The sequence below is a fragment of the Pseudomonas sp. Con_6 genome (assembly GCF_059379395.1).
The window spans coordinates 1812431-1832190 of record NZ_CM182011.1; the positions used below are offsets into that span (position 1 = coordinate 1812431).

The following is a 19760-nucleotide window of genomic DNA, read 5'->3' on the forward strand; positions in this document are numbered from 1 at the left end:
GTCAGATTCCTTGCTCGCTGAGCCACAGGTTGAGGGCCGCCAGTTGCCACAGCTTCGAACCGCGCAGCGGGGTCAGCTGGCCATGCGGGTCGCTGAGCAGACGGTCGAGCATCGCCGGGTTGAACAGCCCGCGGTCCTGGCTCGGGTCCAGCAGCAGGTCGCGCACCCAGTCCAGGGTGGCGCCTTGCAGGTGCTTGAGGCCGGGCACCGGGAAGTAGCCTTTCTTGCGGTCGATCACCTCGCTGGGGATCACCAGCCGTGCGGCTTCCTTGAGCACCTGCTTGCCGCCGTCCGGCAGCTTGAAGCGTGCCGGAATGCGTGCCGACAGTTCCACCAGGCGGTAGTCGAGGAACGGTGTGCGGGCTTCCAGGCCCCAGGCCATGGTCATGTTGTCGACCCGCTTCACCGGGTCTTCCACCAGCATCACCGTGCTGTCCAGGCGCAGGGCCTTGTCCACCGCCTCGCGGGCGCCGTGCTCGGCAAAGTGCTGGCGGACGAAGTCGCCGGCGGCGTCGTGCTCCAGCAGCCAGGGCAGTTGCACGGTGTCGCGGTACTCGGCGTGGCTGCGGTCGAAGAACGCCGCGCGGTAGGCCGCCACCGGGTCGGCGGCGCCGTCCACCTGCGGGTACCAGTGGTACCCGGCGAACAGTTCGTCGGCGCCCTGGCCGCTCTGCACCACCTTGCAGTGCTTGGCCACTTCCCGTGACAGCAGGTAGAAGGCGATGCAGTCGTGGCTGACCATCGGCTCGCTCATGGCGCGGAAGGCGGCTGGCAACTGGGTGATGATCTCGCGTTCGTCGATGCGCAACTGGTGGTGGCGAGTACCGTAGTGTCTGGCGATCAGGTCGGAGTACTGGAACTCGTCGCCGCGCTCGCCGCCGGCATCCTCGAAGCCGATGGAGAAGGTCGACAGGTCATCCACGCCGACTTCCCGCAGCAGGCCCACCAGCATGCTGGAGTCGACGCCGCCGGAGAGCAGCACGCCGACGTCCACCGCCGCGCGCTGACGGATGGCCACGGCCTGGCGCGTGCTGTCGAGGACGCGGTCGCGCCAGTCTTCCAGGGTCAGGTCCTGTTCATCGGTGTGGGGGCCGTAGTGCAGGCTCCACCATTGTTGCTGTTCGGCGCGGCCCTGAGCGTCGATGCGCATCCAGGTGGCTGGCGGCAGCTTCTCGATATTGGCCAGCAGGGTACGCGGCGCGGGGACCACGGCGTGGAAGTTCAGGTAGTGGTTGAGCGCCACCGGATCAAGTACCGGGTCGATGTCGCCGCCTTGCAGCAGGGCGGGCAGGGTCGAGGCGAAGCGCAGGCGTTCATTGGTACGCGACAGGTACAGCGGCTTGACGCCGAGACGGTCGCGGGCGAGGAACAGTTGCTGCTTGTCGCGCTCCCAGATGGCCAGGGCGAACATGCCATTGAGGCGCGGCAGCAGTTGCTCGCCCCAGGCGTGATAGCCCTTGAGCAGGACTTCGGTGTCGCCCATGGAATGGAAGGTGTAGCCGAGGTCTTTCAGCTCGCGACGCAGTTCGGGGTAGTTGTAGATGGCGCCGTTGAAGGCCAGGGCCAGGCCCAACTGGTTGTCCACCATGGGCTGGGCCGAGGCGTCGGACAGGTCCATGATCTTCAGGCGACGATGACCGAGGGCAATCGGGCCTTGGCTGAAAAAGCCCCAGGCATCGGGGCCGCGAGGGGCCAGGTGGTGGGTGATCCGCTCAACCGCGGCGAGGTCCGCCGGGCGCGATGGGGTGGCTACAGGGGTGAAACGAAACTCTCCAGCTAATCCGCACATAAGTCCTTACCGGTTTTGCCGTTGGGGAAGGTGCCCGAACAAGGGGCACTCAGGAACTGACCGGTGGGGATTGTGGGAGTTTTAGATCGATATGGAATAAGGGCTGGTGCAGGGTCGGGAAGGTGTGGTGTGTCTGATGGCCCCATCGCGGGCAACGCCCGCTCCCACAATGTCCGCAGCGACACTGAGCCTTGTGGGAGCGGGCGTTGCCCGCGATTGGCCCTCAAGCCTTGCCGCGCTTGAGCTCGCGCAACATGAACCGGTTCGGATGACAGGCCTCGGCCATGTCCCGGGGCACCGGCAGAGGGTCGCCATTGATCCACGCCGCGACCAGCTCGCCACACAACGGCGCGGTAATCAGTCCACGCGAACCATGTCCGCTGTTGACGTACAACCCTTTCAGCCAAGGACAAGGCACGTCCGGCACCTGCCGCGCATTCTTCGCCAGCGCGGCATAGGCCTCGGCGAACGGCGCGGCATCCGCCACCGGCCCCACCAGCGGCAGATAGTCCGGACTGGTGCAACGAAACGCGGCCCGCCCTTGCAACCGCTGCGGATCAAGATGATCCACCGCCAGGCGCTCGGCCAGGTCCGGGGAAATCTCCCGCAGCAGGTCGAGGTTGCTGCGGTGTTCCTCCACCGTCGGCATCAGCTCGGTGGCATGGAAATCGAAACTGGCGCCCAGGGTATGTTCGCCATGTCGCGGCGGCGCCACGTAGCCATCGGCACAGACCACGGTCTGGAGAGCCTGGCTCGCTACCGTCACCGGCAGGCGGGTGATCTGCCCACGGATGCGCTTGAGCGGCAACCCTGCGCCCCCTTCGAACCGGCGGATTTCCGCAGCGCCAGCAAGCACGACGACCGGTGCTTCGGCCAGCACCCGCTCTCCATCAAGGGCCTGCCACTGGCCATCGACCCGGCGCAGTTGCAGCACGTCATGGTGTGTGAGCAGGTGCACATTCGCCTGACCCGCCTGCCAGTGGCACAGCGCCGGCGGATGCACCCAGCCACCTTCCGGATAGAACAGGCCGCCGCTGGGCAGGGTCACCCCGGCCACGGCCTCGGCCTGCTGGCGATTCAGGCGTTGCACCAGTTCCTCGCTGAAGGCCCCGGCAAGTAGGGCCTGGTGCTGGTCTTCCTTGTCGTCGAAGGCCAGTTGCAGCACGCCGCAATCGTCCCAGTCGCTACCCCGCTGCAGGCGCTGGAGCAGGCGCCGGGTATGGCCGAAGCCGCTGACGATCATCCGCGACAGCACCGTCCCGTGGGCGGAGAGCTTGAGGTACAGCACGCCCTGCGGGTTACCCGAGGCTTCCTCGGCGATGCCTTCGTGACGCTCCAGCAGGGTGACCTGCCAGCCACGGGCGGCCAGGCTGGCGGCACTGGCACAACCGGCCAGGCCGGCACCGATCACCAGCGCCTGGCGCGGGCCGTCGACGGGCGCCGGACGCCGATACCACGGCTCGGCGAGCGGCAGCGGCGGTTGTTCGGCAGGCCAGCCTTCGAAGCGACCGCGCAGGACTTCCCATTTCTTGCCGATGCCCGGGATGCGCTTCATCTTGAAGCCCACCGCGATCAGTGCCCGGCGCACCCAGCCGGTGCTGGTGAAGGTGCCGAGGGTGGCTTGTGGCGCCGACAGTCGTCCGAGCTGGGTGAACAACTCCGGGGTCCACATGTCCGGGTTCTTCGCCGGAGCGAAGCCGTCGAGGAACCAGGCGTCGATAGGGCCGTCGAGTTTCTCGAACTGCTCGCGGGCATCGCCGATCATCAGGGTCAGGCTGACCCGGCCATCGTCGAACAGAAACTGCTGGTAGCCCTCGTGCACCGCCACGTACTGCTCCAGCAGGGCTTTGCCCTGGGCAGCCAGTTCGGGCCACAGGGCCAGGGCGCGGTGCAGGTCGGCGCGGGCCAGGGGAAATTTTTCGGCGCTGATGAAATGCAGGCGCGTGCCGGGTGTGGCGCATTCGTTGAACAACTGCCAGGCGCAGAGGAAGTTCAGCCCGGTGCCGAACCCGGTTTCACCGATCACCAGGCATGCGCCCGGGGCCAGTGTGCTGAAGCGCTGGCGCAGATCGTTCTGCACGATGAACACATGATGGGTTTCCTCCAGGCTCTGGTCCTTGGAGAAATAGATGTCGTCATACTGCCGCGAATAGGGGCGGCCCAGTTCGTCCCAGTCGATCTGGGCGTGGCGTGGGGCAGGGGTGTCGGTCATGAAAGGGCTCGGCAACAGCGGATCGCACATTCTAGCCGATCGCCGAAGCGCCGTTTGATCTGGCGCAACCCGGACAAAACCAATGGCAATCCGCTAGTCTTGCTTATCCAAGAAGGGAGCCTGGTATGTTCGAATCCGCTGAAATCGGTCACTCGATCGACAAAGAAACCTACGACGCCGAAGTGCCCGCCCTGCGCGAGGCGCTGCTCGATGCCCAGTTCGAACTCAAGCAGCAGGCGCGTTTCCCGGTCATCGTGCTGATCAACGGCATCGAAGGTGCCGGCAAAGGCGAGACCGTCAAGCTGCTGAACGAATGGATGGACCCACGCCTGATTGAAGTGCGCACCTTCGACCAGCAGAGCGACGAGGAGCTGGCACATCCGCCGGCCTGGCGCTACTGGCGGGCACTGCCGGCCAAGGGGCGCATGGGCGTGTTCTTCGGCAACTGGTACAGCCAGATGCTCCAGGGCCGGGTTCATGGGCATTTCAAGGACGCGGTGCTGGACCAGGCCATCAGCGGTGCAGAGCGTCTGGAGCAGATGCTCTGCGATGAGGGAGCGTTGATCTTCAAGTTCTGGTTCCACCTGTCCAAGAAACAGATGAAGGCCCGCCTCAAGACCTTGAAGAAGGACCCGATTCACCGCTGGCGCATCAGCCCGCTGGACTGGGAGCAATCCGAGACGTATGACCGTTTCGTGCGCTTCGGCGAGCGTGTGCTGCGCCGTACCAGCCGCGAGTACGCGCCGTGGCACGTGATCGAGGGTGTCGACCCGTATTATCGCAGCCTGGCGGTGGGCAAGATCCTTCTTGAAGGCCTGCAAAACGCCCTCAAGGCCAAGAGCATCAAGGTGCCGACGCCGATCGCGCCGCTGAGCGAGAGTATCGACCAGCTCAGCCTGTTGCAGGCTCTCGACCTCAGCGTGCACCTGGACAAGCACGACTACGAGGAGCAGTTGCTTACCGAGCAGGCCCGTCTGGCCGGTCTGCTGCGCGACAAACGCATGAAGCATCACGCCCTGATGGCGGTGTTCGAGGGCAATGACGCCGCAGGCAAGGGGGGGGCTATCCGGCGAGTAGCCGCAGCGCTCGACCCGCGCCAGTACCGCATCGTGCCGATCGCTGCACCTACCGAGGAGGAGCGTGCGCAGCCGTACCTGTGGCGCTTCTGGCGGCATATTCCGGGGCGTGGCTTGTTCACCATCTTCGACCGTTCCTGGTATGGCCGGGTGCTGGTGGAGCGGGTCGAGGGATTCTGTTCGACCGCCGACTGGATGCGTGCCTATGGCGAGATCAACGATTTCGAGGAACAGCTGAGCAACGCTGGGGTAGTGGTGGTCAAGTTCTGGCTGGCGATCGACCAGCAGACCCAGCTGGAGCGTTTCCAGGAGCGCGAGGAGATTCCGTTCAAGCGTTTCAAGATCACCGAAGAGGATTGGCGCAACCGCGACAAGTGGGATGCCTACGCCCAGGCGGTGGGTGACATGGTTGACCGCACCAGCACCGAGATCGCGCCGTGGACCCTGGTGGAAGCCAATGACAAGCGCTGGGCGCGGGTGAAGGTGCTGCGCACCATCAACGAGGCGCTGGAGGCGGCGTTCCGCAAGCACAAGAAGTAGATCTTCGAGACGACACGGACCCTGTGGGGCGGGTTCACCCGCGATTGCGGTGGTGAAATCACCGACGTCATCGCGGGTGAACCCGCTCCCACACCGACCGCGTCGTTTCAGGCTTCGATACACAGGTCCATGTCCTCCCCAGACCAGCACAGTTATTTCCCCAACTGTCACTGTGTAATCCCTTTCCTACTCCCTAGACTCAAGCCATCCACCACCCCGGGATTTTCGAGGCCATCATGCATACCACCTCCGGACGCTGGTCGTACGGGTTGTTCCTCGCCGTCTCCACCGCCGTGCTCTGGGGCATCCTGCCGGTCAAGCTGAAGCAGGTGCTGCTGGTCATGGACCCGATCACCGTCACCTGGTACCGCCTGCTGGTCTCCGGCGGCCTGCTGTTCGCCTGGCTCGCGGCGAGCCGCCGGTTGCCGTCCTTCGCTCCGCTGGGCCGGCGTGGCAAGGGTCTTGTGGGGCTATGCATCTTCGGTCTGTTGGGTAACTACGTGCTGTACCTGATCGGCCTCAAGGTGGTCAGCGCCGGTACCGCGCAACTGGTGGTGCAGATCGGTCCGGTACTGTTGCTGGTGGGCAGCGTGCTGGTGTTCAAGGAACGTTTCAGCTTGAGCCAGGGCTTTGGCCTGGCCTTGCTGCTGGTGGGCTTCGGCCTGTTCTTCAACCAGCGCCTGGAAGAACTGCTCACCTCGCTGAGCGAGTACACCACCGGCGTGCTGGTGATCCTCCTGGCCTCGACGGTCTGGGTGTTCTACGCCTTGGGCCAGAAGCAGTTGCTGACGGTATGGAATTCGATGCAGGTGATGATGGTGATCTACCTGTTCTGCGCCTTGCTGCTGACCCCTTGGGCACAACCGCTGGAGGTGCTGCAACTGAGCGCGACCCAAGGCTGGCTGCTGCTCGCCTGCTGCCTCAACACGCTGGTGGCATACGGCGCCTTTGCCGAGGCCCTGGCCCATTGGGAGGCTTCGCGGGTCAGCGCGACCCTGGCCATCACGCCGTTGGTAACCTTCGTCGCCGTGGCCCTGGCGGCCTGGAAATGGCCGGACTTCGTCAGTGCCGAGCAGATCAACGGTCTCGGCTACCTCGGGGCGCTGGTGGTGGTGTCGGGATCGGCGCTGACCGCCCTGGGGCCATCGCTCAGCGCCGGCTGGAAGGCCAGGCGCGCACGCCTGGCCGGTTGACTCAGCCCTTGCCACCGGCTTCGAGCATCTGCTCGGGGCGTACCCACTGGTCGAACTGGGCGTCGGTCAAGTAGCCAAGGGTCAGCGCTGCCTCGCGCAGGGTGGTGCCCTCCGTGTAGGCCTTCTTGGCGATTTCCGCCGCCTTGTCGTAGCCGATGTGCGGGTTGAGCGCGGTCACCAGCATCAGCCCGCGCTCCAGGTGTGCGGCCATCTGTTGCGGGTCCGGCTCGATGCCGGCCACGCAGTGCTGCTGGAAGTTGCGACAGCCGTCGGCGAGCAGTTCGATGGACTGCAGCAGGTTGTGGATGATCACCGGTTTGAACACGTTCAACTGCAGGTGGCCCTGGCTGGCCGCGAAACTGATCGCGGTGTCGTTGCCCAGCACCTGGCAGGCCAGCATCGACAGGGCCTCGCATTGGGTCGGGTTGACCTTGCCGGGCATGATCGAGCTGCCCGGCTCGTTGGCCGGCAGGCGCACCTCGGCCAGGCCGGCGCGGGGGCCGGAGCCCAGCAGGCGCAGGTCGTTGGCGATCTTCATCACTGCCACGGCCAGCGTCTTGAGGCCGCCGGCGAGGCTGGTCAGCGGCTCATGCCCGGCCAGGGCGGCGAACTTGTTCGGTGCGGTAACGAACGGTAGCCCGGATAGCGCCGCCAGTTCCGCGGCAATTGCCTCGGCGAAGCCATGGGGCGCGTTCAGCCCGGTGCCCACCGCCGTGCCGCCCTGGGCCAGCTCGCACACCGCCGGCAGCGAAGCGCGGATGGCACGCTGGGCGTAGTCGAGCTGGGCGACCCAGGCTGAAACCTCCTGGCCGAAGGTGATGGGCGTGGCGTCCATCATGTGCGTACGCCCGGTCTTGACCAGGTGCATGTGCCGCGCCGCCAGCTCGGCCAGTCCCGAGGACAGCTCGGCGATGGCCGGCAGCAGTTGGGCCTGCACCGCCTGCGCGGCGGCGATGTGCATGGCGGTGGGGAAGCAGTCGTTGGAGCTCTGCGAGCGGTTGACATGGTCGTTGGGGTGCACCGGGTCCTTGCCGCCGCGGCCCTTGCCGGCCAGTTCGTTGGCGCGCCCGGCAATCACCTCGTTGACGTTCATGTTGCTTTGGGTGCCGCTGCCGGTCTGCCAGACCACCAGCGGGAACTGGTCGTCGTGCTCGCCCGCCAGCACTTCGTCGGCGGCCTGTTCGATCAGCCTGGCGATATTGGCCGGCAGGTCGCCGTTGCGGTCGTTGACTCGCGCGGCGGCCTTCTTGATCAGCGCCAGGGCGTGCAGGACCGCCAGAGGCATGCGTTCCTTGCCGATGGCGAAGTTGATCAGCGAACGCTGCGTTCTGGGCGCCCCAGTAGACCTGGTCCGGAACTTCGACCGGGCCGATGCTGTCAGTTTCGATGCGGCTCATGTGCTACCCACTCCTTATGCAAGATGCCAGGTTTGACCAGACAGTTTAGGCGCCGATTCGAAAGGTCGGTTCCATAGCCCACTCGCCCTATTGAGCGGCTGTCGCCGTCGGCGCAGAATGCTCTACTCTGGAAACACTCACTTACTCTTTAAGGAATTCCAATGACCCGTCTCCGCGCCCTTTGCACGGCCGTCGCCCTGGTTTGCGCAAGCGGCCAGGTGTTCGCCGCTACTCCAAGCCACGATGCTGCGGCAGAGAAGTTTCTGACCCTGGCGCACGCCGACAAGCTCGGTACTCCGGTCTACATGCAGGTGCAGCAGATGTTCGCCCAGCGCTTCGAACAGACCAAGGCGCCTGCCTCGAAGAAAGCCGTGCTCGACAGCTACCAGGCCAAGGCCAATGCGGCCCTGGACAACGCCATCGGCTGGAACAAGCTCAAGCCCGACATGATCAAGCTGTACACCAACACCTTCAGCGAGCAGGAGCTGAAGGACCTGGTGGCCTTCTATCAGTCGCCGCTGGGCAAGAAAGTCCTGGAGAAGATGCCGGTGGTCACCCAGCAATCCGCCCAGATGACCCAGCAGAAGCTGGAAAGCGCGGTACCGGTGGTCAACAAGCTGCTGGCTGACATGACCAACGAACTCGACCCGAACGCCGGCAAGGCCGCCGCCCCGGCCAAGAAGCCGTAAGCGGAGCCGCCGATGTCGATGCAACAGAAGATCGAACAGAGCCTGGGCGCCCTGGCGCCCTCGCATCTGCAGGTCCTGGACGAAAGCCACATGCACAGCCGCGGGGTGGAAACCCACTACAAGGCAGTGCTGGTGAGCGAGCAGTTCGAAGGCCTGAACAGCGTCAAGCGCCACCAGAAGGTCTACGCCACCCTTGGCGACCTGATGGGCCAGTTCCATGCGCTGGCGCTGCACACCTATACCCCGCAGGAATGGGAAAAGACCGGCGTCGCGCCGGCCTCGCCGACCTGCGCCGGAGGCAGCAAGCACTGATTTCACCGTCGGTTTTTGCTAGACTCCGCACCCGCGCCGCTTGTCGGCGCGTTTTTATTTGTATTTCTGACCCGGTCCGCCCTTTGCGAGGGTGACCACTGGAGAGTTGCAAGCATGACCCAATCCATCGTCGTGGCGGCGTTGTACAAGTTCGTCACCCTCGAAGACTACGTCGAACTGCGCGAGCCGCTGCTGGCCTGCATGGAAGCCAACGGCGTCAAAGGCACCCTGCTGCTGGCTGAAGAAGGCATCAACGGCACGGTTTCCGCTACCCGCGAAGGCATTGACGGCCTGCTCGCCTGGCTGCGCAACGACCCGCGCCTGGTGGATGTCGACCATAAAGAGTCGTACTGCGACGAACAGCCGTTCTACCGCACCAAGGTCAAGCTGAAGAAAGAGATCGTCACCCTCGGCGTGCCGGGCGTGGACCCGAACAAGGCGGTCGGCACCTATGTCGAGCCGCAGGACTGGAATGCCCTGATCAGCGACCCGGAAGTGCTGCTGATCGATACACGCAACGACTACGAGGTGGCCATCGGCACCTTCGAGGGCGCCATCGACCCGAAGACTACCTCCTTCCGCGAGTTCCCCGACTACATCAAGGCTCACTTCGACCCGTCGAAGCACAAGAAGGTGGCCATGTTCTGCACCGGTGGCATCCGCTGCGAGAAAGCTTCCAGCTACATGCTCGGCGAGGGGTTCGAAGCCGTCTATCATCTTAAGGGCGGGATCCTGAAATACCTGGAAGAGGTGCCTCAGGAGCAGAGCAAGTGGCAGGGCGACTGCTTCGTCTTCGATAACCGGGTCACCGTGCGTCACGACCTCAGCGAGGGCGACTACGACCAGTGCCATGCCTGCCGCCATCCGGTGAGTGTCGAGGACCGGGCCTCGGAACACTATTCGCCAGGCATCAGCTGCCCGCATTGCTGGGACAGCCTGAGCGAGAAGACCCGCCGCAGCGCCATCGACCGGCAGAAGCAGATCGAACTGGCCAAGGCCCGCAACCAGCCGCACCCGATCGGGTTCAACTACCGCAAAGCCGAGGTGTGATGCATGACCGCTCGCCTGCTCTACGTCATGGACCCCATGTGTTCCTGGTGCTGGGGGTTCGCGCCGGTGGCTGCGGCCCTGATCGCCCAGGCCCGGCAGGCGGGCGTCGACACCCGCCTGGTGGTGGGTGGCCTGCGTACCGGCAGTTCGGCGCTGGACGCCTCGACCCGGCGCTACATCCTCGAACACTGGCAGGCGGTCAATGACGCCACCGGCCAGCCGTTCCAGTTCGATGGCGCCATGCCCGACGGTTTCGTCTACGACACCGAGCCGGCCTGCCGAGCCCTGGTCACCGCGCGCAGCCTCGACGGCGAAAAGCTCTGGGACTTGCTGGCGCGGATCCAGCAGGCCTTCTACCAGCAGGCTGAGGACGTCACCCGGGCGCAAGCCCTGGTCAACCTTGCGGAGCAAGCCGGCTACGACCGTACCGCCTTCTCTGCAGCTTTCACCAGCCATGAGCAGCGCAGCGCCACCGCCGCCGATTTCACCTGGGCACAGGACCTGGGCATCGCAGGTTTCCCCACGCTGCTGGCCGAGCGCAACGGCCAGCTGGCCCTGCTGACCAACGGCTACCAGCCGCTGGAATCCCTCGAACCCTTGCTCGGTCGCTGGCTGGAGCGCGCGGCTTATGCTTGATCTGCCAGGCTCGCCCGACCCGGTCCCCGGGCCTGCGGCGGCGTCTGCCGATCGCTTGAGCTGGGCGGAAATCCGCCGCCTGGCGCTCCATCACAAGAAAGCCCTGTGGATCGCCAACGGCGTCGCCGTGCTGGCGGCGTTGTGCAGCGTGCCTATTCCGCTGCTCTTGCCGTTGTTGGTCGACGAAGTGCTGCTGGGGCACGGCGATGCCGCGCTGAAGTGGATGAACCAGTTTCTTCCACAGCACTGGCAGGTGGCGGCGGGCTATATCGGCCTGATGCTCGCGGTGACCTTGGTGCTGCGCTGTTCGGCGCTGGCCTTCAACGTGATCCAGGCCCGATTGTTCGCCGGGCTGGCCAAGGACATCGTCTACCGTCTGCGCATCCGCCTGATCGAGCGGCTCAAGCGGATTTCCCTGAGCGAGTACGAAAGCCTCGGCAGCGGTACTGTCACCACCCATCTGGTGACCGACCTGGACACTGTCGACAAATTTGTCGGCGAGACTCTCAGCCGCTTCCTCGTGGCCATGCTGACCCTGACCGGCACTGCGGCGATCCTGATCTGGATGCACTGGCAACTGGCGTTGCTGATCCTGCTGTTCAACCCGCTGGTGATCTTTGCCACGGTGCAGTTGGGTAAGCGGGTCAAGCATCTGAAGAAGCTGGAGAACGACAGCACCTCGCGCTTCACCCAGGCGCTGGCGGAAACCCTCGATGCGATCCAGGAAGTCCGCGCCGGCAACCGCCAGGGCTATTTCCTCGGCCGCCTCGGCCTGCGGGCCCAGGAAGTGCGCAACTACGCGGTCGCCTCGCAGTGGAAGAGCGATGCCAGCAACCGCGCCAGCGGCCTGCTGTTCCAGTTCGGCATCGATATCTTCCGCGCCGCGGCCATGCTCACCGTGCTGTTTTCCGACCTCAGCGTCGGTCAGATGCTCGCGGTGTTCAGCTACCTGTGGTTCATGATTGGCCCGGTGGAGCAGTTGCTGAACCTGCAATATGCCTATTATGGCGCGGGCGGTGCGCTGAGCCGGATCAACGAACTGCTCGCGCGCGGCGATGAGCCGCAGTACGCCGGTGGCGCCGACCCGTTCCAGGGCCAGACCACCGTCGGTATCGAGGTGCGCGGGCTGCGCTTCGGCTATGGCGAGGAACCAGTACTGGACCAGTTGAACCTGTCCATCGCCCCGGGTGAGAAGGTCGCCATCGTCGGCGCCAGTGGCGGCGGCAAGAGCACCCTGGTGCAACTGTTGCTTGGCCTGTACAGCGCCCAGGCTGGAAGCATCCGCTTTGGCGGCGCGACCTTGCAGGAAATTGGTCTGGAAACCCTGCGGGAAAACGTCGCGGTGGTGCTGCAGCATCCGTCGCTGTTCAACGACACGGTGCGGGCCAACCTGACCATGGGGCGGGACTGCACCGACGAAGAGTGCTGGCAGGCGCTGGCCATTGCCCAGCTCGACGAGACCATCGGTGCCTTGCCGCAAGGCCTGGACAGTGTGGTCGGGCGCTCCGGCGTGCGGCTGTCCGGCGGTCAGCGCCAGCGCCTGGCGATCGCGCGGATGGTCCTGGCCAAACCCAAGGTGGTGATCCTCGACGAGGCCACCTCGGCCCTCGACGCCGCCACCGAGTACAACCTGCACCACGCCTTGGCGCGCTTCCTCAGTGCCCGTACCACGCTGATCATCGCCCACCGTCTGTCGGCGGTAAAACAGGCCGACCGCGTGCTGGTGTTCGATGGCGGCCATGTCGCCGAGGATGGCGGGCACCAGCAACTGATCGCCGAAGGGGGGTTGTACGCCAAGTTGTACGGGCATTTGCAACAGAGCTGATCCCGCGATTGTGAGAAATCACTTATCCGCATGCAGGCAAATGGCCTAGTCTGTATCGGAACAGAGTGAGGTAACTCACCGGCGCAGTTGCAAGGGACTTCATGAAGGGAAAACGGACGCTCGAAACGCCCAGGCTCCTGGGGATCATCTGGCCATTTATCGCCGTGGTGCTGTTTCAGGCGCTGCTCGGCGGCATGAGCCTGTACGCGATGTCGGCGATGCGCGCCTACGTGGGTGGGGAAAGCCTCTGGTCCAAGGGCCAGAAGGACGCCATCTATTACCTGAACCTGTACGTCGACAGCCGCGACGAAGAGAACTTCCGCAAATACCGCGAGGCCATCGCCATTCCTGAAGGCAGCCATCGCTTGCGCCTGGCCCTCGACCTCGATCCGCCTGACCTGGAAGCCGCGCGCCAGGGCATACTCGCCGGGGGCAACCACCCGGACGATGTCGCTAGCGTGATCTGGTTTTACCTCAACTTCCGTCATGTCAGTTATCTGCAGAAGGCCATCAGTCGCTGGCAGGTGGGTGACAGCTTCCTTCAGGAACTGGCGACCCTTGCCGACGAGATCCATGCCGGTATCGCCGGCAATCGCGCCACGCCCAGCGACCTGGCCGAATGGAAACGCCGCATCGTTTCGATCAACGACAACGTGACCCCGGCCGCGCGGGCGTTCAGCGATGCCCTCGGGGAGGGCTCGCGCGTGCTCCTGCGCCTGTTGTTGCTGATCAACCTCGCCACTGCGGTCTTTCTCATTGCCCTGGCCTGGCTGCGTTCGAGCAAGCTACTGGCCCAGCGCCAGGCCTTCGCCAGTGCCTTGCAGGTGGAAAAGGACCGTGCGGAGATCACTCTGGCCTCCATTGGCGATGGGGTCATTACGACCGATGTCGACGGCAGCATCGTCTACATGAACGCGGCCGCCGAACAGCTCACCCACTGGGACGCTCTCCACGCCCAGGGCCTGCCGCTGGCGGCTCTGTTCAGCCTGCTTGACGACAACGCCGAAAAGGACAGCCTGACCCTCACCGAGCATATTCTCAATGGCGCCCTGCGCGGTGGCTCCGAGCATGTGCGGCTGATCCAGCGGCTGGATGGCAGCACCGTGTCAGTGGCGCTGGTCGGCGCGCCGATCGTCACCGAAGGGCGGGTCAGCGGCACCGTGCTGGTGCTGCACGACATGACCCAGGAGCGCCAGTACATCGCCAACCTGTCCTGGCAGGCGACCCACGACGCCCTGACCGGGCTGTCCAACCGCCGAGAGTTCGAGTATCGCCTGGAGCAGGCGCTGAACGAGCTGGCCCGCCAGCATGGCCGGCATTCGCTGATGTTCCTTGACCTCGACCAGTTCAAGCTGGTCAACGACACCAGTGGTCATGCCGCCGGTGACGAGCTTCTTCGGCATATCTGCGCGGTGCTGCAATCGGCGCTGCGCGAGGGCGACGTGTTGGCCCGCCTGGGAGGTGACGAGTTTGGCGTGCTGTTGCTCGACTGTCCGCCGGAACAGGCCGAACGCATCGCCGAGAATCTGCGCCAGGAAGTGCAGAGCCTGCACTTTGTATGGAAGGGACGGCCGTTCATCAACACGGTGAGCATCGGCCTGGTGCACCTGAACCAGGCGCCGGACTCACTGGAAGGCGCGTTGCGCGCCGCCGACATGGCCTGCTACATGGCCAAGGAGAAAGGCCGCAACCGCGTGCAGCTGTACCAGGCCGACGATACCGAGCTGTCGGTGCGCTTCGGCGAGATGGCCTGGATCCAGCGCCTGCACATCGCCCTGGAGGAGAACCGCTTCTGCCTGTACTCCCAGGAAATCGCCGCCCTCGACCCCGGGGAGCGCGGAGGCGGGCACCTGGAAATCCTCCTGCGCCTGCACGACGAGAGCGGGCGGATCATTCTTCCCGACAGTTTCATTCCTGCCGCCGAGCGCTTCGGCCTGATTACGGCGCTCGACCGCTGGGTGGTGCGTAGCGTCTTCTCGGTGATCCGCCAGTGCCTGGACGAGGGAGGCAAAGGGCCGCTGGCGATGTGTTCGATCAACCTTTCGGGCAACAGCATTGGTGATGACAAGTTCCTTGACTACCTGCGCCGGCAGTTCAGCGACTACGGTATCCCGCCTGAATTGATCTGTTTCGAAATAACCGAGACCAGCGCCATCGCCAATCTTGGCAGTGCCATTCGTTTTATCAACGAATTGAAAGGATTGGGTTGCAAATTTTCCCTTGACGATTTCTGCGCCGGAATGTCGTCGTTCGCGTATTTGAAACATTTGCCTGTAGACTTCCTGAAGATCGACGGAAGTTTCGTCAAGGATATGCTCGACGACCCGATTAACCGGGCGATGGTCCAGGTGATCAACCATATTGGCCACGTCATGGGTAAGCGCACCATCGCCGAGTTTGTCGAGACGCCGTTGATCGAGCAGGCCTTGCAGGAGATCGGTGTCGACTACGCCCAGGGTTTCCTGATCGAGCGGCCCCAGGTCTTTTCCTGTGCCAGCCTTCAGCGTCAGCGCGACGCCGCCAGGCCATTGCTGTTCGGATCGCCGGGGACGCTTCGCTGACGCTCTTTCCAAATCACAAGGACAAGGAGCTGACAGTGATTGACGCATATACCCGGACTGGTCCATTGATGGACGCCACCAGTTACCCCCTCTGGGCCCAACGCCTGATCCAGGAATGCAGCGCGAGCAAGCGCCGTGTTGTTGAACACGAGTTCTACCAGCGGCTGCGCGACGGCCTCGTCAGCAGTCGCACCATGCACCAGTATCTGGTCGGTGGTTGGCCGGTAGTGGAGCAATTCTCCGTCTACATGGCGCAAAACCTCACCAAGACCCGTTACGCCCGCCATCCCGGCGAGGACATGGCGCGTCGCTGGCTGATGCGCAACATCCGTGTCGAGCTCAACCATGCCGACTACTGGGTGCACTGGTGCGAAGCCCATGGCGTCAGCCTCGAAGACCTGCAGGCACAGGACGTGCCGTCGGAGTTGCAGGCGTTGAGTGATTGGTGCGTGCACACCTGTGCCGCGGATTCGTTGGTGGTGGCCATGGCGGCGACCAACTACGCGATCGAAGGGGCGGTGGGTGAGTGGTCGGCGGTAGTCTGTTCCACCGACACCTACGCCGAGGGCTTCCCCGAGGAAGGCCGCAAGCGCGCGATGAAATGGCTGAAGATGCACGCCCAGTACGACGATGCCCACCCGTGGGAAGCGCTGGAGATCATCTGCACCCTGGCCGGCAACAGCCCGACCAAGGCCCTGCAAGCCGAGCTGAAGCGGGCCATCTGCAAGAGCTACGACTACATGTTCCTGTTCCTTGAGCGCTGCATGCAGCTGGAACAGCAGGAGTCGCACCAGGGCTCGCGCCTGCGCGGCGCCCTGGCGCAGGGGCTTACTGGGCGTTGAAGGCCTGACCGTTGACCCCGGTGCTGTCCGGGCCCATCAGGTACAGGTAGACCGGCATGATGGCTTCGGGCAGCGGGTTGTCCTGCGGGTTTTCCGCAGGATAGGCCTGGGCGCGCATGCTGGTACGGGTGGCGCCCGGGTTGACGCTGTTGGCCCGCACCGGGGCGACGCCTTCCAGTTCGTCCGCCAGGGTCTGCATCAGGCCCTCGGTGGCGAACTTCGACACGCCGTAGGCACCCCAATAGGCGCGCCCCTTGCGTCCAACGCTGCTGGAGGTGAACACCACCGAGGCGTCTTCCGACAGCTTGAGCAGCGGCAGCAGGGTCTGGGTCAGCATGAACATGGCGTTGACGTTGATGTGCATGACACGCATGAAGTTTTCGCCGCTCAACTGCTCCATCGGGGTACGTGGACCGATGATCGAAGCGTTGTGCAGCAGGCCGTCGAGACGGCCGAAGGCGTTTTCCACCATCACCGCCAGTTCGTCGTACTGGTGCGGCAGGGCGGTTTCCAGGTTGAACGGGATGACCACCGGTTGCGGATGACCGGCGGCTTCGATCTCGTCATACACCGTGGTCAGGTTGGCTTCGGTCTTGCCCAGCAGCAGGACGGTGGCACCATGGGCGGCAAAGGCCTTGGCGGCCGCCGCACCGATGCCGCGACCGGCGCCGGTGACCATGATGACCCGGCCCTTGAGCAGGTCGGGGCGGGCGGAATAATCGAACATGAGGGTTGCCTCGAGAAGGAAATGGCTTCAGGCGCCAGCAGGCCGGCGTCGACGCCGGCCCGGCATGGCCAGTGGCGGCGCGGTCAGCAGCCGCACAGGGCGCTGTCGAGCACCTTGCGCAGCTCCAGGGGATGGTCGACCACGACGTCCGCACCCCAGTTGTTGGGGTTGTCCTCTGGATGAATATAGCCATAGCGCACGGCGGCTGTGCGGGTGCCGGCATCGCGGCCGGACTCGATGTCGCGCAGGTCGTCGCCGACGAACAGCACGCTGGCCGGGTCCAGGTCGAGGGTCTTGCAGGCGAGGATCAGCGGCTCTGGGTCGGGCTTGCTGTTCTTCACGTGGTCCGGACAGATCAGCAACGAGGAGCGCTCGGCCAGGCCCAGGCGCTGCATGATCGGTTCGGCGAAGCGCACCGGCTTGTTGGTGACCACGCCCCACAGCAGCTTGCCGCGCTCGATGTCCTGCAGCAGTTCTTCCATGCCGTCGAACAGCTTGCTGTGCACCGCGCAGTCGCGCTGGTAGCGCTCGAGGAACTCAAGGCGCAGGGGTTCGAACTCGGGGGATTCTGGATCGATCTCGAAGGTGGCCGCGACCATCGCCCGGGCGCCACCGGAGATCACGTCGCGTACGGTCTTGTCGGCTACCGGCGGCAGACCGCGGTCGGCGCGCATGGCCTGGCAGATGGCGATGAAGTCCGGCGCCGTGTCGAGCAGGGTGCCGTCCATGTCGAAAAGTACTGCTCGCAAACGCATGTTCATTCCTCGCGCAGGGTCTGGATCATGTAGTTGACGTCAACGTCGGCGGCCAGCTTGTAGTGCTTGGTCAGCGGGTTGTAGGTCAGACCGATGATGTCCTTGACGCTAAGGCCTGCCGCGCGGCTCCAGGCGCCGAGTTCGGAAGGGCGGATGAATTTCTTGAAGTCATGGGTGCCGCGGGGCAGCAGCTTCATGATGTATTCCGCACCGATGATGGCGAACAGGTAGGCCTTCGGGTTGCGGTTGATGGTGGAGAAGAACACCTGGCCACCGGGCTTGACCATGCGGAAGCAGGCGCGGATCACCGAGGACGGGTCCGGCACGTGCTCGAGCATTTCCAGGCAGGTGACCACGTCGAACTGCTCGGGCATTTCCTCGGCAAGGGCTTCGGCGGTGATCTGCCGGTATTCGACGTTCACCCCGGACTCCAACTGGTGCAGTTGGGCCACCGCCAGTGGTGCCTCGCCCATGTCGATGCCGGTCACGGTGGCGCCGCGCAGGGCCATGGCCTCGCTGAGGATGCCGCCGCCGCAACCGACGTCGAGGACCTTCTTGCCGGCCAGCTTGACCCGCTCGTCGATCCAGTTGACCCGCAGCGGGTTGATGTCGTGCAGTGGCTTGAACTCGCTCTCGCGGTCCCACCAGCGATGGGCCAGGGCCTCGAACTTGGCGATTTCGGCGTGGTCGACGTTGCTCATTGAACAATCCTCTGAAGCTGTGAAAATTCGGTGCGGCAGCGCGGCTGCCGGCAGGTCATTCGGTGTGTCCGGCGATGCGCTGGCCCCAGGCCACGGCGGCGGCGTGCAGGGCCTGCTCGTCGAGGCGGGTCAGGCGGCGCTCGTCCAGCAGGGCCTTGCCGGCGACCCAGACATGCTTCACGCAGTCGCGGCCGCTGGCGTAGATCAGTTGCGAGACCGGGTCGTAGACCGGTTGTTGGGCCAGGCCGCTGAGGTCAAAGGCGACCAGATCGGCAGCCTTGCCGAGTTCCAGCGAGCCGGTGATGTCTTCCAGGCCCAGGGCTCGCGCGCCGTTCAGGGTGGCCATGCGCAGCGCGCGATGGGCGTCGAGGGCGCTGGCCGAGCCGGCCACGGCTTTCGCCAGCAGGGCGGCGGTGCGGGTTTCGCCGAGCAGGTCCAGGTCGTTGTTGCTGGCCGCGCCGTCGGTGCCCACGGCGATATTGACCCCGGCCTGCCACAGGCGCTCCACCGGGCAGAAGCCGCTGGCCAGCTTGAGGTTGGATTCGGGGCAGTGCACCACGCTGGTGTTGCTTTCTACCAGCAAGGCCAGGTCGTCATCGCTGATCTGGGTCATGTGCACGGCCTGCAGGCGCGGGCCAAGCAGGCCGATGCGGGCCAGGCGCTGCAACGGACGCTCGCCGTACTGCTCGAGGGCGTCACGGACTTCCCCGGCGGTCTCATGGATATGCATGTGCACCGGCGCGTCCAGCTCGTCGGCGACCACCCGGACCTTCTCCAGGTTCTCGTCGTTGACCGTGTACGGCGCGTGGGGGCCAAGGGCGACGCTGATGCGAGGATGATGGCGCAGGTCGCCGAACAGCTCGACGGCGACGTGCAGGCCTTCGTCGAAGGTGCGCGCGCCGGGGATCGGGAAATCCAGCAGGGGTACGGAAATCTGCGCCCGAATGCCGCTATCGTGCACGCATTCGCTGGCGATCTTCGGATAAAAGTACATGTCGCTGAAGCAGGTGATTCCGCCCTTGAGCTGCTCGGCGATGGCCAGATTGGTGCCGTCGCGGACGAATTCCTCGTCGACCCAGCGGCCTTCGGCGGGCCAGATGTGCTCCTGCAGCCATGTCATCAGCGGCAGGTCATCGGCCATACCGCGGAACAGGGTCATCGCGGCGTGGCCGTGGGCGTTGATCAGCCCTGGCGCAAGCAGGCAGCCGGGCAGTTCGCGGACCTCGCTGGCGGCGAAGCGCGCGGTCTCGCTACGAGGGCCGATGAAGGCGATCCGGCCCTGATGGATCCCCAGGGCATGCTCCTTGAGCACCACGCCAGCCGGTTCGACGGGCACCAGCCAGGTCGGCAGGAGCAGCAGGTCGAGAGGGGCGGGAGGCTTGGGCATGGACACGGATTTCCCTGGATCATGGGGTGGTGGCGAAGTATACCCGAGCGTCCGCGCTTGGGGCTCGT

At 64.8% G+C, this 19760-nt stretch carries 15 protein-coding genes and 1 pseudogene; 9 read left to right on the forward strand and 7 right to left on the reverse strand.

Annotated elements, in window-relative coordinates; all coding sequences use genetic code 11:
- Window position 1 precedes the first annotated feature (1 nt).
- Together AC5QPF_RS08325 and mnmC are read right to left on the reverse strand one after the other, a co-directional pair.
- On the reverse strand, window positions 2-1789 hold the full coding sequence (locus AC5QPF_RS08325; protein ID WP_494962776.1) for an N-acetylglutaminylglutamine amidotransferase: 1788 nt from the start codon (window positions 1787-1789) through the stop codon (window positions 2-4).
- A gap of 223 nt (window positions 1790-2012) precedes the next feature.
- Window positions 2013-4001, reverse strand: a complete 1989-nt coding sequence (mnmC, locus tag AC5QPF_RS08330) for a bifunctional tRNA (5-methylaminomethyl-2-thiouridine)(34)-methyltransferase MnmC2/FAD-dependent 5-carboxymethylaminomethyl-2-thiouridine(34) oxidoreductase MnmC1 (protein WP_494962777.1) — start codon at window positions 3999-4001, stop codon at window positions 2013-2015.
- A 125-nt stretch (window positions 4002-4126) separates the two neighbouring features.
- Here mnmC and pap point away from each other — a divergent pair, with 125 nt between their 5' ends.
- Together pap and AC5QPF_RS08340 are read left to right on the forward strand one after the other, a co-directional pair.
- The gene (gene pap / locus AC5QPF_RS08335) at window positions 4127-5617 is read left to right on the forward strand and encodes a polyphosphate:AMP phosphotransferase (protein ID WP_494962778.1); all 1491 of its coding nucleotides are present in this window, start codon (window positions 4127-4129) and stop codon (window positions 5615-5617) included.
- Window positions 5618-5853: 236 nt separating this feature from the next.
- Window positions 5854-6810, forward strand: a complete 957-nt coding sequence (locus tag AC5QPF_RS08340; protein WP_494962779.1) for an EamA family transporter — start codon at window positions 5854-5856, stop codon at window positions 6808-6810.
- A gap of 1 nt (window position 6811) precedes the next feature.
- Here AC5QPF_RS08340 and AC5QPF_RS08345 read toward each other — a convergent pair.
- Window positions 6812-8207 (reverse strand): annotated as a pseudogene (locus AC5QPF_RS08345) (class II fumarate hydratase).
- 161 nt (window positions 8208-8368) lie between these two features.
- On the opposite strand from AC5QPF_RS08345, the gene AC5QPF_RS08350 reads away from it, so the two are divergent.
- From AC5QPF_RS08350 to AC5QPF_RS08380, 7 genes are all read left to right on the forward strand, one after another.
- Entirely contained in the window at window positions 8369-8896 is a 528-nt protein-coding gene (locus tag AC5QPF_RS08350; protein WP_494962780.1) for a DUF2059 domain-containing protein, read from the forward strand.
- A gap of 12 nt (window positions 8897-8908) precedes the next feature.
- Window positions 8909-9208, forward strand: coding sequence for a BolA/IbaG family iron-sulfur metabolism protein (locus tag AC5QPF_RS08355; RefSeq protein ID WP_494962781.1), 300 nt, complete (start codon window positions 8909-8911; stop codon window positions 9206-9208).
- Window positions 9209-9322: 114 nt separating this feature from the next.
- Window positions 9323-10258 (forward strand): oxygen-dependent tRNA uridine(34) hydroxylase TrhO, encoded by a 936-nt coding sequence (gene trhO / locus AC5QPF_RS08360; protein ID WP_494962782.1) that lies wholly within the window; start codon window positions 9323-9325, stop codon window positions 10256-10258.
- Window positions 10259-10261: 3 nt separating this feature from the next.
- A complete protein-coding gene (locus AC5QPF_RS08365; RefSeq protein ID WP_494962783.1) occupies window positions 10262-10894 on the forward strand; it encodes a DsbA family protein in 633 nt (210 codons plus the stop codon).
- The gene (locus AC5QPF_RS08370; RefSeq protein WP_494962784.1) at window positions 10887-12719 is read left to right on the forward strand and encodes an ATP-binding cassette domain-containing protein; all 1833 of its coding nucleotides are present in this window, start codon (window positions 10887-10889) and stop codon (window positions 12717-12719) included. Before AC5QPF_RS08365 ends, AC5QPF_RS08370 begins: the two co-directional genes overlap by 8 nt.
- Window positions 12720-12820: 101 nt before the next feature.
- Window positions 12821-15280 carry an EAL domain-containing protein gene (locus tag AC5QPF_RS08375; RefSeq protein WP_494962785.1) on the forward strand — a complete coding sequence of 820 codons (2460 nt, stop codon included), beginning with the start codon at window positions 12821-12823 and terminating at the stop codon, window positions 15278-15280.
- 35 nt (window positions 15281-15315) lie between these two features.
- The gene (locus tag AC5QPF_RS08380; protein WP_494962786.1) at window positions 15316-16122 is read left to right on the forward strand and encodes an iron-containing redox enzyme family protein; all 807 of its coding nucleotides are present in this window, start codon (window positions 15316-15318) and stop codon (window positions 16120-16122) included.
- Here the strand turns inward: AC5QPF_RS08380 and AC5QPF_RS08385 are convergent.
- From AC5QPF_RS08385 to AC5QPF_RS08400, 4 genes are all read right to left on the reverse strand, one after another.
- Window positions 16109-16849 carry a YciK family oxidoreductase gene (locus AC5QPF_RS08385; protein WP_494962787.1) on the reverse strand — a complete coding sequence of 247 codons (741 nt, stop codon included), beginning with the start codon at window positions 16847-16849 and terminating at the stop codon, window positions 16109-16111. The two genes, AC5QPF_RS08380 and AC5QPF_RS08385, sit on opposite strands and share 14 nt — an antisense overlap.
- 83 nt (window positions 16850-16932) lie before the next feature.
- Window positions 16933-17604 carry an N-acetylmuramic acid 6-phosphate phosphatase MupP gene (mupP, locus tag AC5QPF_RS08390; protein ID WP_494962788.1) on the reverse strand — a complete coding sequence of 224 codons (672 nt, stop codon included), beginning with the start codon at window positions 17602-17604 and terminating at the stop codon, window positions 16933-16935.
- A 2-nt stretch (window positions 17605-17606) separates the two neighbouring features.
- Window positions 17607-18305, reverse strand: a complete 699-nt coding sequence (gene ubiG, locus AC5QPF_RS08395) for a bifunctional 2-polyprenyl-6-hydroxyphenol methylase/3-demethylubiquinol 3-O-methyltransferase UbiG (RefSeq protein WP_042122517.1) — start codon at window positions 18303-18305, stop codon at window positions 17607-17609.
- A gap of 55 nt (window positions 18306-18360) precedes the next feature.
- On the reverse strand, window positions 18361-19692 hold the full coding sequence (locus tag AC5QPF_RS08400; RefSeq protein ID WP_494962789.1) for a TRZ/ATZ family hydrolase: 1332 nt from the start codon (window positions 19690-19692) through the stop codon (window positions 18361-18363).
- Window positions 19693-19760 lie beyond the last annotated feature (68 nt).